Origin of the sequence: Streptomyces sp. NPDC127068, assembly GCF_042724695.1 — a bacterium.
Lineage (GTDB): Bacteria > Actinomycetota > Actinomycetes > Streptomycetales > Streptomycetaceae > Streptomyces.
This window is the reverse complement of the sequence record NZ_JBHXEN010000074.1, coordinates 1-15366: the sequence shown is the minus strand read 5'-3', so window position 1 is coordinate 15366 and position 15366 is coordinate 1. Positions and strand designations below refer to the sequence as shown.

The 15366-nt window shown below is 72.0% G+C and carries 12 protein-coding genes and 1 pseudogene; 6 read left to right on the top strand and 7 right to left on the bottom strand.

The genetic code is table 11. The features are described 5' to 3' along the window. The first annotated feature begins 19 nt into the window (after positions 1-19). Positions 20-775: an SGNH/GDSL hydrolase family protein gene (locus ACFWIA_RS32120; RefSeq protein WP_387010778.1), complete on the top strand. Its 756-nt coding sequence runs from the start codon at positions 20-22 to the stop codon at positions 773-775. A 60-nt stretch (positions 776-835) separates the two neighbouring features. Here the strand turns inward: ACFWIA_RS32120 and ACFWIA_RS32115 are convergent, their stop codons facing one another. The 3 genes from ACFWIA_RS32115 to ACFWIA_RS32105 all read right to left on the bottom strand — a co-directional run bounded on the left by ACFWIA_RS32115 (position 836) and on the right by ACFWIA_RS32105 (position 3863). Then, the gene (locus ACFWIA_RS32115; RefSeq protein ID WP_387010777.1) at positions 836-1198 is read right to left on the bottom strand and encodes a hypothetical protein; all 363 of its coding nucleotides are present in this window, start codon (positions 1196-1198) and stop codon (positions 836-838) included. Between the two features lie 151 nt (positions 1199-1349). Then, positions 1350-2570 (bottom strand): helix-turn-helix domain-containing protein, encoded by a 1221-nt coding sequence (locus ACFWIA_RS32110; RefSeq protein ID WP_387010776.1) that lies wholly within the window; start codon positions 2568-2570, stop codon positions 1350-1352. 99 nt (positions 2571-2669) lie between these two features. Continuing rightward, positions 2670-3863 (bottom strand): helix-turn-helix domain-containing protein, encoded by a 1194-nt coding sequence (locus tag ACFWIA_RS32105; protein WP_387010775.1) that lies wholly within the window; start codon positions 3861-3863, stop codon positions 2670-2672. A gap of 286 nt (positions 3864-4149) precedes the next feature. Here ACFWIA_RS32105 and ACFWIA_RS32100 point away from each other — a divergent pair, with 286 nt between their 5' ends. Then, positions 4150-5751, top strand: a complete 1602-nt coding sequence (locus tag ACFWIA_RS32100; protein ID WP_387010774.1) for a serine/threonine protein kinase — start codon at positions 4150-4152, stop codon at positions 5749-5751. Positions 5752-5826: 75 nt separating this feature from the next. Next, positions 5827-6816, top strand: a complete 990-nt coding sequence (locus ACFWIA_RS32095; RefSeq protein ID WP_387010773.1) for an aldo/keto reductase — start codon at positions 5827-5829, stop codon at positions 6814-6816. A 177-nt stretch (positions 6817-6993) separates the two neighbouring features. Here the strand turns inward: ACFWIA_RS32095 and thpR are convergent, their stop codons facing one another. The 3 genes from thpR to ACFWIA_RS32080 are packed head-to-tail and all read right to left on the bottom strand — an operon-like array spanning position 6994 to position 9632. Beyond that, entirely contained in the window at positions 6994-7578 is a 585-nt protein-coding gene (gene thpR / locus ACFWIA_RS32090; protein WP_387010772.1) for an RNA 2',3'-cyclic phosphodiesterase, read from the bottom strand. 43 nt (positions 7579-7621) lie between these two features. After that, on the bottom strand, positions 7622-9169 hold the full coding sequence (locus tag ACFWIA_RS32085; protein ID WP_387010771.1) for an MFS transporter: 1548 nt from the start codon (positions 9167-9169) through the stop codon (positions 7622-7624). 25 nt (positions 9170-9194) lie between these two features. Next, the gene (locus tag ACFWIA_RS32080) at positions 9195-9632 is read right to left on the bottom strand and encodes a MarR family winged helix-turn-helix transcriptional regulator (protein ID WP_387010770.1); all 438 of its coding nucleotides are present in this window, start codon (positions 9630-9632) and stop codon (positions 9195-9197) included. Between the two features lie 141 nt (positions 9633-9773). Here ACFWIA_RS32080 and ACFWIA_RS32075 point away from each other — a divergent pair. Beyond that, positions 9774-9944 (top strand): annotated as a pseudogene (locus tag ACFWIA_RS32075) (ribbon-helix-helix protein, CopG family); the annotation flags it as partial. A gap of 587 nt (positions 9945-10531) precedes the next feature. Here the strand turns inward: ACFWIA_RS32075 and ACFWIA_RS32070 are convergent. After that, positions 10532-11986, bottom strand: coding sequence for an NCS2 family permease (locus ACFWIA_RS32070; protein WP_387010769.1), 1455 nt, complete (start codon positions 11984-11986; stop codon positions 10532-10534). A 239-nt stretch (positions 11987-12225) separates the two neighbouring features. Between ACFWIA_RS32070 and ACFWIA_RS32065 the strand changes: the two genes are divergently transcribed. Further along, positions 12226-12555, top strand: a complete 330-nt coding sequence (locus ACFWIA_RS32065) for a DUF2530 domain-containing protein (RefSeq protein WP_387010768.1) — start codon at positions 12226-12228, stop codon at positions 12553-12555. Positions 12556-12712: 157 nt separating this feature from the next. After that, a complete protein-coding gene (locus ACFWIA_RS32060) occupies positions 12713-15127 on the top strand; it encodes an HAD-IC family P-type ATPase (protein WP_387010767.1) in 2415 nt (804 codons plus the stop codon). Positions 15128-15366: the final 239 nt, after the last annotated feature.

The window sequence follows — 15366 nt, the reverse complement described above, 5'->3', positions numbered from 1 at the left end:
CATCGGCGATGATGAGCGGATGCTCAGGTTGATGTGCGTCGGAGATTCGCAGACCATCGGGAGCGCCGGCGAACACACCTGGCGCTACCGCCTGTGGGAGCACCTGCGGGACACCCTCGACGCACCGTTCCGGTTCGTGGGCCCCCGCGAGACCCTGTACGACACGGCGCAGGACGCCCCCGTCTCGCTGGAGTACCCCCCGGACACCGCCGCCGCCTTCCCCCGGGCGCACCTCGCCGGCTGGGGCGAGGGCTGGCTGCACATGGCCCCGCTGATCCGCGAGGCGGTCACCGCGCACCGCCCGGGCGTGCTGCTCGTCTCGCTCGGCCTGATCGACCTCGGCTTCTACACCGACGCCGGCCAGACCGCGGCGAACGTCCGCGCCTTCGTCGCCGAGGCCCGCGCCGCGAACCCCCGCGTACGGTTCCTGATCCTGCCCGTCATCCCGAACGTCCGCGCGCAGACGGACACCCCCTTCGGGGCCGAGGTCGCCCACTTCAACGAACTCCTCGCGAAGACCGCCGCCGACCTGGACACCGCCCGCTCCCCCGTCCTGCTCGCCGCGCCGCCCACCGACTACGACCTCGCCTCCGACACCCACGACGGCACCCACCCGGGCGCGTCCGGCGCACACAAGCTGGCCGCCGCCTTCGCCCGCGCACTGCACGAGGAGTGGGGCTGGGGCGAACCGTACGAGTCCGCCGAGGACTCCCGCGGTGCGGGGAGCACGGGGTACTCCGGCCACGCGGAGCACTGGGGTCACTCGGGGTGGTGAACGGCTCCGGCACGGTCCGCCCGGCCGACGGGGCCGGGTCGGCTACCCCGGCCGGGACGGCTACCCCGCACTGAGGTCCCGTACCGCCGCCAACCGCGCGCCCCGGCTCTCCGCGACCCGGGACACCTCCCGCAACGACGTGCACAACTGCTCCACCACGAACCGCAGTTCCCGCTCCCCCGACCGCTCATCGGCGACCAGGCAACCGGCCCGCTCCAGCAACGTGACCGCCTGCCCCAACTGCGTCCGCTCCATCTCGTCCGCGATCCGGCGCAACCCGCCCCGCCCGTCGCCTGCGGCCCCGCCCGCATCGCTCACCAGGAAACAGGGCTTGCCCTCGTCGGTGCTCCACGGCAACAGCCGCACGAACCGCGCCCCCTCACCCGTGCCCGCGCCGTCTGCTTCCCCGGTACCTTGAGCCATGTCGTCGACTCCCCTTTGTTGATGACCACGCCCCCGGACCGGTCGCACGGTCGCGGGGGTTCCTTACTGACCGTAAGGATGCCGTCACGGAAAGGGCGCAAGTACCCCGCACTGGGGTACCCGCTACCGCCTTGCGCCTTGACGTCGACCGCTACTTCTGGACCCCGAACCAGGTGGCGAGGCTGCGCAGTTCCTCCGTCGTGCGGCGGTACTTGTGCGTGAGGACGCGAGCGGTCTCCCGGGCCGTCGGGTGGACGCGGGTCAGCTCGGGGGCGAGGCGTCGCGCCTTCTGGAGGTGCCTCAACGCGTCCTCCCGCCGGTCCAGGTCCACGTGCGCGCGAGCCACCGCCACATGGTGGTGACCCTGCCGGGTACGCGCCATGTCCGAGGGGAAGCGCAGCCCCCGGGCCTTGCGCACCGCCTCCTCGGGCCGCTTCAACTCGACGGAAGCGGCAACGTCGTGCACCGCGACGTTCGCCGGGCCGAAGGTCATGTGGTAGTGGAGTTGGTCCCGCCCACCGGGTACCAGTTCGCCCAACCGGCGCGCCTCAGCGAGGTGGTGCTCCGTTCCCGCCTCGTCGCGCGCCAGCGAAGCGAACGTGGACTCACGCAGGTGCAGGCTGCCCAACAGCGCGATCCGCGGGAGCTCGGCGCCTCCCGCCACGTCCGCAGCGCCCTCCAACTCCGCCCGGGCCGCCGCCAGTACACGTAGCCCGCCGTCGTAGTCGCCGAACGCGTCGAACGAGTAGGACCGCGTCCACTCGGCCAGCGCCCGCATCAGCGAATCTCCCGACAGCCCCGTGGCCCACCGCATCCGGTCTTCGAGCTGTCCGATCAGATCGCTGTAGCCGAGCCGATGGGCCAGCCCGTGCGCCATGTAGTAGGCGGACGCCAACAGTCGTGCATGCACCCGTCGTTGCCGCCCGGCGGTCAGGTGCACCCCGGCGGTCAGCTCCTCAAGCAAACCCGGGAGCACCGCACCGAGCTGGGCGTACCGCGCCGCTGCGCGATGGGCGGCGGCGGTCTGCACGTCCCGTGCCAGTTCCTCCATCGGCCTCGGCTCCGTGTACCAGTCCGCCGGTAGGTCGAACCTGCGCACCGCCGTGCGGATGCCCTGGACGGGGGCGTGCGTACGTTGCTCCGTGGGCGTTTCGGCCCGGTACGGCTGTCCGGTCAGCTCCTCGACCGGGACCCGCAGCGCGCGGGCCACCGCGATCAGGAAGCCGTGCGTGGGCAACCGCTCCCCCCGCTCCACCTTGCGCACCGCACCCAGGGACACGTGCGCCTCGGTGGCCAGCCCCGCTTGCGTGTAGCCCGCCAGTTTCCGGTTCGACGCGATCCGCGCGCCGACGCGTTCCTCCTGCTGGGACATGGGCCCCTCCGATCCCTCTCGCCAGTAACGGTACTCCTACGGAACGTCACGCCGAGGCGGTGCGACGACCCCGAGTCCCGCACGAACAGGCCCCGTTGGCTAGCCACCGCTCCACTGGGCGAACGTGCGCAGCCGTTCCGGGACGGAGGGTCGAGCCCTCAGCAGCACGCCGACCGTGGCGTGCGTCGTCGGGTGGTAGCGAGCCTGCTGGGGTGACACCCGACGGGCCTCCTGGAGGGCGCCCAACGCGTCCTCGGGCCGGGCGACGAGGGCCAACGAACGCGCCCGGTCGATCCAGTAGGCACCGGCCCGCGCCGCGGGGTAGCCGTCCGGCAGCCGGACCCGTTCACCGATCGCCACCGCCTCACCGTGCTCGTCCCGGTCCCCGGCTGCGGCCATCGCGTGCTGTTCCGTGTTCGTCGGACCGAAGACGAACGTGTAGTGGTTGGTCTCGCCCAACTCGCGGGCGAGGCCCCGCGCCTCGTCCAGCCAGGCGTTCGCCTCGTCGCCCCGGCCGAGCAGCCCGTGCATCTGGACGCCCTTCAGGATCAGCCCGCCCCGTACGGCACGGGTCTCGGGCGTCCCGTCGTCGTCCAGGTCGCGCAGCCCCTGGCGGACGAGCCGCAGCCCCTGTTCCATCGCCGGCCCGTCCGCGCTGAGCTGCGCACGCTTCACCCGTTCGGCGGCCACCTGGCGCGGGTCCCCGGACCGGGCCGCCGCCATCGCCATCCGGCTCAGCGCCAGCCGGGCGAGGTCCATGTACCCGAACTTGTACGCGACGCTGAACACGCCCAAGGCGGCCTCGGCCTGGAGCCAGTGCGCCCGTTCGCCGTCGCCGCCCGACCCGTGCACCATCGTGGCGTGGGACAACTCCCCCAGCAGCCCGGGAAGCAACTCCGCCAGCGCCGCGTACGCGGAGTCCGTCCGCAGCCGCCGGACCTGCGCGACGTCGGAGCCCAGCAGCGGCAGCCCGCGCGGAACCGGGTCCTCGTCCTCCGGCGGGATGCCCCAGTTGTCGAGTGCCGTGCCCAGGGGCGAGATGAGCCGGTCGAGCTGGTCCCTGCGCAACTGCTCGATGTAGGGCTGACCGTGCAGGACCGAGACGGTCACGCCGAGCGCCCGCGCCAACGCGGCCACGACCTGCGCGCTCGGGCCCCGTTCGCCGGTTTCGATCCGGGACAACATCGACGGGGACACGGCCGCTCTTCGGCCCAGCTCCCGCAGGGTGTGGCCGCGCAGCAACCGCAGCTCGTGCACCCGCCGCCCGACTCCACCGCGTCCGTCCCCGGCCATGGGCCCGTCCCTTCTCCTGCCAAGAACGGTACTCGCCCGATCCGCCGCACGACGGCCGTCCAACGCGGCGGGCTACCGGGTTGACGGCCGGCCGAGTCACGGCCGACCAGGCCCGCCTCTTCCCGGTCAATGACGTTTCCGTCCAAGCCCGTTGTCCGACGAATCGCGACGCTCAGGGCGATCGGAATGACCTCGGGCCTTCCCACCCGTTCTGGCGCGCTTGCGATACATACTTCTCTCTGCACACGCCACGTCCCGTGGGCTCCGGCGCCTGAGAGGAACCCCTATGACCGCCCGTATCCTCCCCGCCCTCCCCGGAGACCCGACCCGCATCGGCCCGTACCGGATCGTGGGCCGTCTGGGTTCCGGTGGCATGGGCACCGTCCACGCCGCCCTGGACGGCAGCGGGCGCCGCCTGGCGGTCAAGGTCGTGCACCCCGCCCAAGCCGAGGACGAGGAGTTCCGTGCGCGGTTCCGGCGCGAGGTGGCGCTGACGAGCAGGGTGAGCGGGCCGTGTCTCGTGCCGGTGTTGGCGGCGGACTGTGACACCGAGCGACCGTGGCTCGCCACTCCCTACATACCGGGCCCGACGCTCCAGCGATACGTCACCACGCACGGGCCCGTCGAGGGCGCGACGCTGCACGCCCTGGCCGTGGGAACCGCCGCCGCGCTGGCAGCCGTCCACGAAGCGGGCGTGATCCACCGGGACATCAAGCCGGGCAACGTCATCCTCTCCCCCGACGGTCCGCGTCTGCTCGACTTCGGGATCGCCCACGCCCTCGACGGAACGTCCGTGACACGCACCGGCGTGCTGACGGGGACCCCGGGATGGATCAGTCCCGAGCAGTACCGAACCGGCGCCGTCAGCACCAAGTCGGACGTGTTCTCCTGGGGCGCGCTCATCGCCTACGCCGGCACCGGGGGCCACCCCTTCGGCACCGGCGCGCTGGACGCGGTCGCCTTCCGGGTGATGTCACAGGACCCCGATCTCTCCGGCCTCCCCGACGGCCTACGGCTCGTCACGACACGCGCCTTGGCGAAGGAGCCGGAGGACCGACCCACCGCACCCACCCTGCGTGAGGACTGCATAGGGCTCCTCGAAACCCAGGACACGCACGTACTGCCTCGGCAGGGCGCGTCACCCACGCCCGTCGACGACCTGGTGACGGACGGTTGGCACCCGGTTCCCTTCCAGCAGGCGGAAGCCTGGCCCGCGCCCGGGTCATCGGGCAGAGCCCGCCGGTTCACCCTCGTCGGTGCCTCGGCGATCGGCCTGTCAGGCGTCGTGGCGGGCGCCGTCTTCGCGTTCCCGTCGCAGAAGGAGCCCACGTCCCGGGGCGATGGAACGTCCCCCACCATCACAGCAGCGCCCGCGGCGTCCGCCTCCTCGTCTCCGCTCGGAACGGTGCCGAGCCCCGCGGCCACGGTCGCCGACGACCGCGCCACGGCGACCGCTCCCCCCGCAGAACCGCAGCCGGCCTACACCCGCAGTGACCGGGCGGAGCCCAGCCTCCAGGAGTGGTCGGACGCCCGCGACGCCATGACGGCCTCCGAGCGGAAGATCGCCGCCTCCCTCTCCGAGGAGACGAGCGAGTCGTTCCGCAGGGCCCAGGAACCGCCGGACGGTCTGCACGTGACGTTCAACCCCGAAGCCCAGACGATGTTCCTCACCATGGGCCCCCTGGTGAACACCGGGGAGGAGGACGTCGACCACACCGATCTGCGACGCAGCATCATGTTCGCGGGGTGCACCCAGGGAAACCACAAGCTGCGCACCGACCTCACCTGGCCCTACGGACGCGTGGTCGTCGTGCACCGCGAGTCCATGGCCAACCCCGTGGTCTCGGACTATCGCGAAGTCGTCAACATCGCCCACTGCCGGGTCTGACCCGTCCCCGTGCCACCGCCCCCACCGCACGGCGCCCTTGCGGGGAGCGGCCCCGACCGCGTTGGCTGGTGAACCATGGAGTACACGCAGCTCGGACGCACGGGACTCAAGGTCAGCAGGCTGGTCCTCGGGACGATGAACTTCGGCCCCTACACGGACGAGGCCGACAGCCACGCACTGATGGACGCCGCCCTGGACGCGGGCGTCAACTTCTTCGACACGGCCAACGCGTACGGCCGCGAGCCCAGGGGCCGCACCGAGAGCATCATCGGCAACTGGTTCGCGAAGGGCGGGGACCGCCGGGACAAGGTCGTCCTCGCGACCAAGGTCTACGGGAACATGGGCCAGGACCCCGGCACCGCGTGGCCCAACCACGACAAGCTGTCCGCGCTCAACATCCGGCGCGCCGTCGACGCCAGCCTGAAGCGCCTCCAGACCGACTACCTGGACCTCTACCAGTTCCACCACATCGACCGGAACACCCCGTTCGAGGAGATCTGGCAGGCCATCGACGTCCTGGTCGCCCAGGGCAAGATCCTGTACGCGGGTTCGTCCAACTTCCCGGGCTACAAGATCGCCCAGGCCAACGAGACCGCGGACCGCCACGGCCGCCTCGGGCTCGTCAGCGAACAGTGCATCTACAACCTGTACGAGCGGCGCGCCGAGATGGAGGTGATCCCCGCGGCCCGGGAGTACGGCCTCGGGGTCATCCCCTGGTCACCGCTGCACGGCGGGCTGCTCGGCGGGGTGCTGCGCAAGGAGGCCGAGGGCGGGCGCCGGGTGTCCGGCACGGCGGCGCAGGCCCTCGCGGACCCGGCGGTGCGGGAACGGATCGGGGCGTACGAGGACCTGGTCGACAAGCACGGTCTGGAGCCGGGTGACACGGCCCTCGCCTGGCTGTTGACCCGCCCCGGGGTCACCGGCCCCATCGTCGGCCCCCGCACCTCCGAACAGCTCGTGTCGGCGCTGCGGGCGGTGTCCCTGGAGCTCCCGGACGACCTGCTGGAGTCCCTGGAGTCGCTGTTCCCCGGCCCGGGCCCGTCCCCGGAAGCCTTCGCCTGGTAACGCCCACCGCGACCCGCGCACGTCGAAGCCGCCCGTGCGCAACCTCGCACGGGCGGCCACCGCCGGGGTACGGCTCGCTACCCGCCGACCGCCGAGGCGACGGCGACGACGAGGAACATCACGACGAGCACACCGGCCATGATCCGGTTTCGGGTCTTCGGGTCCACACCCCCGAGCCTAACCGGCACCGCCCAGCGGCAGGGCGGCGACCGTCTCGTACCGGGGCCGCGCCCCGCGCACCCCGCCGGTGGGCAGGTTGCTGCGGACCAGCGTCAGCTCGCGCACCGTCCACGCCGCACCGGCGAAGTCGGCGAGCCCGTCGAGGTACGGGGCGAGGTCGACACCGGAGGCGGCGGCGCTGTCCCGGTTCCGGGCGAGCGAGAGGTGCGGGCGGAACCGCCGGTGCTCCCGTAGCGACAGCCCGGCCCGACGCCCCGCCGCCTCCGCCCGGTCGGCCAGCAGCCGCAACGCCCGCGTGTCGCCGCTCACCCCGGCCCACAGGGACCGTCCGCCGAAGGTGCCGGACCCGGTGAGCGCCAGGGTGAACGGTTCCGAGCGGTGTGCGCCCCGGGCGAGCCGTTCCGTCAACTCGGGGACGGACTCCTCGGGCACCTCGCCGTAGAACGCGAGGGTGAGGTGCCAGCCGGGCCGTCCCGTCCAGCGCAGCGCCTCGTACCCGGGCAGGTCCCGCAGCGCGTCGACCGCCCGGCCGAGCTCGTCGTTCGCGGAGGGCGGGGGCAGGACGCCGGCGTAGAGTCTCATGCGCCCCAGTGTCACCCGCCCGGCCCGCCCCCGGAACGGGCGCTCACGCCGCGGTGGCCAGCTCCTGTCGGGGCACGAACCGGACGTGCTGGTGGCCCCGACGCAGGTCGACCTGGACCCTCAGCCCGGCGGCACGGGCCAGCATCAGCCCGACGAACAGCGCGGACACCGCGCAGACGAGGCCGCCGACCGCGAAGCTGAACCGCACCCCGTACGCGTCCGTGAGCCAGCCGAACAGCGGGCCGCCCAGCGGGGTGCCGCCGACGAAGACCATCATGTACAGGCTCATCACCCGGCCGCGCATCTCGGGGTCGGTGGCGAGCTGCACGAACGAGTTGGCCGTGACGTTCACGGTCAGGCCCAGCATGCTGATCGGCACCAGCAGCAGCAGGAACGTCCACAGCGACGGGGCGAACGCCGTCACGATCTGGAGGGCGCCGAACAGCACCGCCGCCGCGACGAGCATCCGCAGCCGGGTGCTGGCGCGGCGGGCCGCGAGCAGCGCGCCGACCAGCGAGCCGAACGCCATCAGGGTGTTGAACAGTCCGTACATGCCCGAGCCGCCGTCGTAGACGTCGTGCGCATAGGCACTCAGCCAGATCGGGAAGTTGAAGCCGAACGTTCCGACGAAGCCGATCAGGACGATCGGCCAGATCAGCTCGGGGTTCCGCGAGACGTACCGCAGGCCCTCGCGGAGTTCGCCCTTGCCGCGCGGCCGACGCGGGGTGGGGTGCAGTTCGGAGGTGCGCATCAGCGTCAGTCCGACCAGCGGGGCGAGGAACATCAGGCCGTTGGCGAGGAACGCCCAGCCGGGCCCGAAGGCGGCCGTCACCACGCCGGCGACCGCGGGGCCGACCAGCCGCGCGGACTGGAAGTTCGCGGAGTTCAGGCTGACGGCGTTGCGGACCTGCCCGGGGCCGACCATCTCGGAGACGAACGACTGCCGGGTCGGGTTGTCGACGACGGTCACCAGTCCGGTGAACAGCGCCGTCATGTACACGTGCCACACCTGGACGTGTCCGCTCAGCGTGAGGGCGGCGAGGAACAGCCCGCCGAGCCCCATCGCGCCCTGGGTGAGGAAGAGCACGGTCCGCTTGGGGAAGCGGTCGGCGATGACCCCGCCGTAGAGGCCGAACAGCAGCATCGGCAGGAACTGCATCGCCGTGGTGATCCCGACGGCGGTCGAGGAGCCGGTGAGGCTGAGGACCAGCCAGTCCTGGGTGATGCGGGCCATCCAGACGCCGACGTTGGCGACGACGGCGCCCATGGCGAACAGCCGGTAGTTGCGGATGCCGAGGGAGGAGAAGGTGCCGCCCCGACCGCGGTCCGCTCCGGCGGCCCCCGTGGGCTCGGTGGCCTTGACCAGGGACACGGGTGCCCCGTCGGCGGCATCGGCAGCGGGCCGCTGCGCGTGGGGGGCGGGGGCGGTACGGGGTATGAGTCGTCCGGCGGCGGGCCGGCGGAACGGTCGCCGGAGCCGGAACCCGAACCTGCCCGCGCGGGCGGGGGTGCGTCGGGTACCGGGAGGAGCGGCGGGGTCGGAGTGGGTGTGCGGTGCGGGGGCGGAGTCTGCTCCGGATCCCGTACTCAAAAAGATTCGCCTCCTCGGCTCGGTACTACAGGTGTGCGAGCTTCTCCAGTACGGGGGCGGCGGCGCGCAGCTTGGCTCGTTCGTCCTCGTCCAGGCCCTCCACCAGACCGGCCAGCCAGGCGTTGCGCCGGCGGCGGCTCTCTTCGAGCATGGCTTCGGCCTGCTCGGTCTGGGTGACCACCTTCTGGCGGCGGTCGTCGGGGTGCGGCTCCAGCCTGACCAGGCCCTTGGCTTCCAGGAGCGCGACGATGCGGGTCATCGAGGGCGGCTGGACGTGCTCCTTGCGGGCCAGCTCGCCGGGGGTGGCGGATCCACAGCGGGCGAGGGTGCCCAGCACCGACATCTCCGTCGGGCTGAGCGACTCGTCGACCCGCTGGTGTTTGAGCCGCCGGGACAGTCGCATGACCGACGAGCGGAGGGCGTTCACCGCCGCTGCATCGTCGCCATGGGTAAGGTCAGGCATGTTGTTAGCGTAACTCATTACCTTGCCTAAGCACCACTGTCTACACGGTGATCCCGGACACGCCGCCTACTCGTCACCCGTACGGGTGAGCGCATGCCGGAAAGTGATACAACCTACCCCCTCGGCCCGGACCCTCACACCATGGGGACACACGTACTGAGCCTGCGGATAGACGGGGAGCTCCTGGAGCGGCTCCGGGACCATGCGGCGAAACGGGGCATGAGCGTGCAGGACTACGTGATGGGGACGCTCGTGCGCGACGACTTCGACGAAAGGTTCCGCTCGGCGGTGGAGGAGACGGAACGGTTCTACTCCGGCGCCGCCCCCAGCCCCGGCGCCACCCTGGGTTCCGGCGCCGCCCCGGGTGCCGATTCCACCCCGGGACCCGGATCGACCGCGCGGCAGGAATCCGTCCCGGGCCCCGGATCGCACCCGGCTGCGGGATCGACCGCGGATGCCGGGTCCGCCGGGCATCCGCGGTCCGTCGGACGCACGGGGCCCGCCGGAAGTACGGGGCCCGCCCGGGGCGCCGGGTCCGCCCCGGACAGGGAGTCCACCCCGCGCAGGGGGCCGACCGCGGGCGCCGGAGCGAGACCCGCCACCGGGTCCCCCACGGACACCGGCCCCGCCCCGCGCACCGGGTCCCCCACGGACACCGCCTCCGCGAGCACACACCCCACGGGGCCGCACCCCGCGAGGGCCACCGGGGCGACCGGGACCGCCGGCCCGCCGGGCGCCGCCCCCCGCGCGAACGGCGGGACCGTCAGCGGTACGGGAACGGGCGGCCCGCTCACCGTCCTGCGCGACCCCGCCGTCCGGCACGTCCCCGGAACGAACGGGGCCGGTGGCGCCACCCGGGCGACCACCGGCCTCTACCGTCCCGCACGGGCGGAACCGAATCAGAGCAGCCCGAGCGCGGGCATCAGGTAGTAGAAGACGAAGACGCCGGACACCGCGTACATCGCGATCGGCACCTCACGGGCGCGCCCCGCGGCCACCCGCAGCACGGTGAAGGTGATGAAGCCCATCCCGATGCCGTTGGTGATCGAGTAGGTGAACGGCATCATCATCATGGTCACGAACGCGGGGATGGCGATCGTGTAGTCGTCCCAGTCGATCGACCGGATCGAGCCCGACAGGATCAGGAACCCGACCGCCAGCAGCGCCGGGGTCGCCGCCTGGGACGGCACCATCGTGGCGACGGGGGTCAGGAACAGCGCCAGGCCGAACAGGCTGCCCGTGACGACGTTCGCGAACCCGGTGCGCGCCCCCTCGCCGACCCCGGCCGTGGACTCCACGAAGCAGGTGGTGGCCGAGGAGGACGAGGCGCCGCCGGCCGCGACCGCGATGCCGTCCACGAACAGGATCTTGTTGATGCCGGGGAGGTTGCCCTTGGCGTCGGTCAGCTTGGCCTCGTCGCCGACGCCCATGATCGTGCCCATCGCGTCGAAGAAGCACGACAGCAGCACGGTGAAGACGAAGAGCACGCCGGTGAGGATGCCGACCTTCTCGAACCCGCCGAACAGGCTGACCTCGCCGATCAGCCCGAAGTCGGGGGTGGAGACCGGGTTGCCGGGCCACTTCGGGGTGGTGAGGCCCCAGGAGGGGACGTCCGCGACCGCTTCGATGACCACGGCGACGACGGTCATCGCCACGATCGAGATGAGGATCGCCCCGGGCACCTTGCGCACGATCAGCACCAGGGTGAGCAGCGCGCCGAGCACGAAGACCAGGACCGGCCAGCCCGTGAGGTGGCCGCCGCTGCCGAGCGTGAGCGGGACGGTGGTCTGGGCGATGTCCGGGATGCGGGACACGAAGCCGGCGTCGACCAGGCCGATCAGCATGATGAACAGGCCGATGCCGATGGCGATGCCCTTGCGCAGCCCGAGCGGCACGGCGCTCATCACGCGCTCCCGCAGACCGGTGGCGACCAGCAGCATCACCACGAAGCCGGCGAGGACGACCATGCCCATCGCGTCCGGCCAGGACATGCGGGGCGCGAGCTGGAGGGCCACGACCGTGTTGACGCCGAGCCCGGCGGCCAGCGCGATCGGGACGTTGCCGATGACCCCCATCAGCAGGGTGGTGAAGGCGGCGGTGAGCGCGGTCGCGGTGACCAGCTGACCGTTGTCGAGCTGGTGGCCGTACATGTCCTTCGCGCTGCCCAGGATGATCGGGTTCAGCACGATGATGTAGGCCATCGCGAAGAAGGTGGCGAAGCCGCCGCGGATCTCGCGCGGCAGGCTGGAACCGCGCTCCGAGATCCGGAAGTAGCGGTCAAGGCCGTTGGTCGGCGGCTTGGGGGCCGGAGAATCTCCGGACGCGTCGACCTGAGCGGTGGCCGAGGGGGACATACGGGACCTCAGTTGTAGATTCCTACGAAGGAAACGGGCCGGTCGAGAACCGTTTCAGTATGAACATATGAGGGACATGAACGCTATCTCCGCGCGTAGACAACCTGATGCCCACCCGTAGGGCCCTACGCCCTACCCGCCGCCCACCCGCAGCGCCGGCCCACCCGTAGGCCCCGCCCGCTCTCCGTCCCCGGACGACGCCCCGGACCGTGCCGCCGCGCCCCCGATAAACTCCCCGCATGTCCGATCCTTCTGCGGGTTCCCCCCAGCGCGAGGCTCCGGAGCCCCTGGAGGGCCCCGTGGTCGGCACCATCACGGGCGGCACGATCCTGTGGTTCGTCCTCTTCCTGGTGCAGCTCCCCTTCTACGGCTGGTTCGACGAGCACGGCCATCTGTGGTGGCTGTGGACGTGCCTGGCCGGCGCCGGCCTCGGACTCATCGGCATCTGGTACGTGCGCAAGCGGGACGCCGCGCTCAAGCGGCACGCGGCGCGGCAGGGCGCAGTACCGGGGGACGCAGCGTCCGGGGACGCGGCGCCGGGGACCCCCGCGCAGGACGATCAGGGCTGACACGCCGGCGCGCACGCCCCCGTAAGCCCGCAAGGCGAGCCCCCGCGGTGCCGAGGCGCCAGGCCCGAACCGACCCGGTGGGCCGGACCGCGGATCGTTCTCGGCCCTTTGCCGTGCCTGACGGGTGCGGAGCGCCTTCCTTCCGTACCGTCGGACCATGACGCACATCGATGCGGGCGCCGAACTCGACCCGGTGCACCCCGTTCCGCTCCCGGGCGGGGTCCGGGCCGGCGGACTGACCTCGGCCGAGGTGTCCGAACGGGTGGCCAGGGGCGAGGTCAACGACGTTCCGGTGCGCAGCAGCCGCTCGCTGACGGAGATCGTCCGGGCGAACGTCCTCACCCGCTTCAACGCGATCATCGGGGTGCTGTGGGCGATCATGCTGGTGGTCGCGCCCATCCAGGACAGCCTGTTCGGCTTCGTGATCCTCGCGAACACCGGCATCGGGATCGTCCAGGAGCTGCGGGCCAAGCGCACCCTCGACTCGCTCGCCGTGATCGGGGAGGCCCGGCCCACGGTCCGCCGGGACGGGGCCGCGGTCGAGGTGCCGACCTCGGGGATCGTGCTCGGGGACCTCATCGAAGTGGGGCCCGGGGACAAGGTCGTGGTCGACGGGACGTGCGTCGAGGCCGACGGTCTGGAGATCGACGAGTCGCTGCTGACCGGGGAGGCGGACCCGGTGGTGAAGCGGCCCGGGGACGCAGTGCTGTCCGGCAGCTTCGTCGTCGCGGGCGGCGGCGCGTTCACGGCGACCAAGGTCGGGCGGGAGGCGTACGCGGCGCAGCTCGCCGAGGAGGCGTCCCGCTTCACCCTGGTCCACTCCGAACTGCGCTCCGGGATCTCCACGATCCTCAAGTACGTGACGTGGATGATGGTCCCGACCGCGACCGGGTTGATCATCAGCCAACTCGTCGTACGGGACAACGACTTCAAGGACTCGGTGGCCCGGACGGTCGGCGGGATCGTGCCGATGGTCCCCGAGGGGCTGGTGCTGCTGACCTCGGTGGCCTTCGCGATCGGCGTGATCCGGCTGGGCCGCAAGCAGTGCCTCGTCCAGGAGTTGCCGGCGATCGAAGGGCTCGCCCGGGTCGACACGGTCTGCCTGGACAAGACCGGCACGCTCACCGAGGGCGGCATGGACGTCACGGAACTGCGGGTGCTGGGCGGCGCCGACCCGGCGTACGTGCGTCGGGTGCTCGGTGCCCTCGGCGAGTCCGACCCGCGGCCCAATGCGTCCCTCCAGGCGATCATCGCGACCCATCCGGTGCCCGCGGGCTGGCGCTGCACCCGGTCCCTGCCGTTCTCGTCGGCCCGGAAGTTCAGCGGGGCGAGCTTCGACGAGGAGGACGGCGAGTCCAGCACCTGGCTGCTGGGCGCGCCCGACGTGCTGTTGCCGGCGGGTGATCCCTCGCTCGCCGCCACCGAGGAGCTGAACCGCCAGGGTCTACGGGTGTTGCTGCTGGTCCGGGCCGTCCGCGAACTGGACGCCCTGGAGGACGGAGCGGTCGCCGAAGGGGCTCGGCCCACCGCGTTGGTCGTCCTGGAACAGCGGCTGCGGCCGGACGCCGCCGACACCCTGCGGTACTTCGCCGAGCAGGACGTCCGGGCGAAGGTCATCTCCGGGGACAACGCGGTGTCGGTCGGCGCGGTCGCCGGCAAGCTGGGGCTCGCGGGCGCCGACGCCACGGTGGACGCCCGGACGTTGCCCGCCGAACGGGACGCGATGGCCTCGGTGCTCGACGAGCACACCGTGTTCGGGCGGGTCACCCCGCAGCAGAAGCGGGAGATGGTCGGCGCGCTCCAGTCCCGCGGTCACACCGTGGCGATGACCGGCGACGGGGTGAACGACGTGCTGGCCCTCAAGGACGCGGACATCGGCGTCGCCATGGGTTCCGGTTCGGAGGCCACTCGGGCGGTCGCGCAGATCGTCCTGCTGAACAACAGCTTCGCGACCCTGCCGTCCGTCGTCGCGGAAGGCCGCCGGGTCATCGGCAACATCACCAGGGTCGCCACGTTGTTCCTGGTCAAGACCGTGTACTCGGTGCTGCTCGCGATCCTGGTGGTGGTCTCGCAGGTCGAGTACCCCTTCCTGCCGCGGCACTTGACGCTGCTGTCCACGCTCACCATCGGCGTCCCCGCCTTCTTCCTCGCGCTCGCGCCCAACACGGAACGGGCCAGGCCGCACTTCGTCCGGCGGGTCATGCGGTACGCGATCCCGGGCGGGATCATCGCGGCGACGGCCACTTTCGTGACGTACCTGTTGGCCCGGAGCTACTACACCGGGGCGGGGTCCTTGGCGGCCGAGACCAGTGCGGCGACCCTGACGCTCTTCCTGGTCTCGTTGTGGGTGCTGGCGATCATCGCCCGGCCGTACACGTGGTGGCGGGTGGGGTTGGTCGCCGCGATGGCGAGCGGGTTCGGGCTGGTGCTCGTGGTGCCCTGGCTCCAGCGGTTCTTCGCGTTGGACCTGGTGGGGGCGGTGATGCCGTGGGCGGCGGCGGGGGTCGCGGTGGTCGCGGCGGCGGTGCTGGAGGGTACCTGGCGGTGGGTCGACCGGCGGTTCCCCCCGTAGGCCGCGGTTCCCTGCGGGTGCGCTGTGGTTGCTCGCGCCGTTCCCCGCGCCCCTTCGGTGCGATCACCTGGCGGTGCGCTGTTCCGGGCGGTGCGTGGTCGGCATCCGCGCAGTTCACCGCGCCCCTTCGGTGCGCCCTGGTGGGCGTGCGCTGTTCCTGTGCGGGTGCGCTGATGTTTTGCGCAGTTCCCCGCGCCCCTATCGGGGCGCTCCTCGCCGTCGCAGAACCCGTCTAGGGG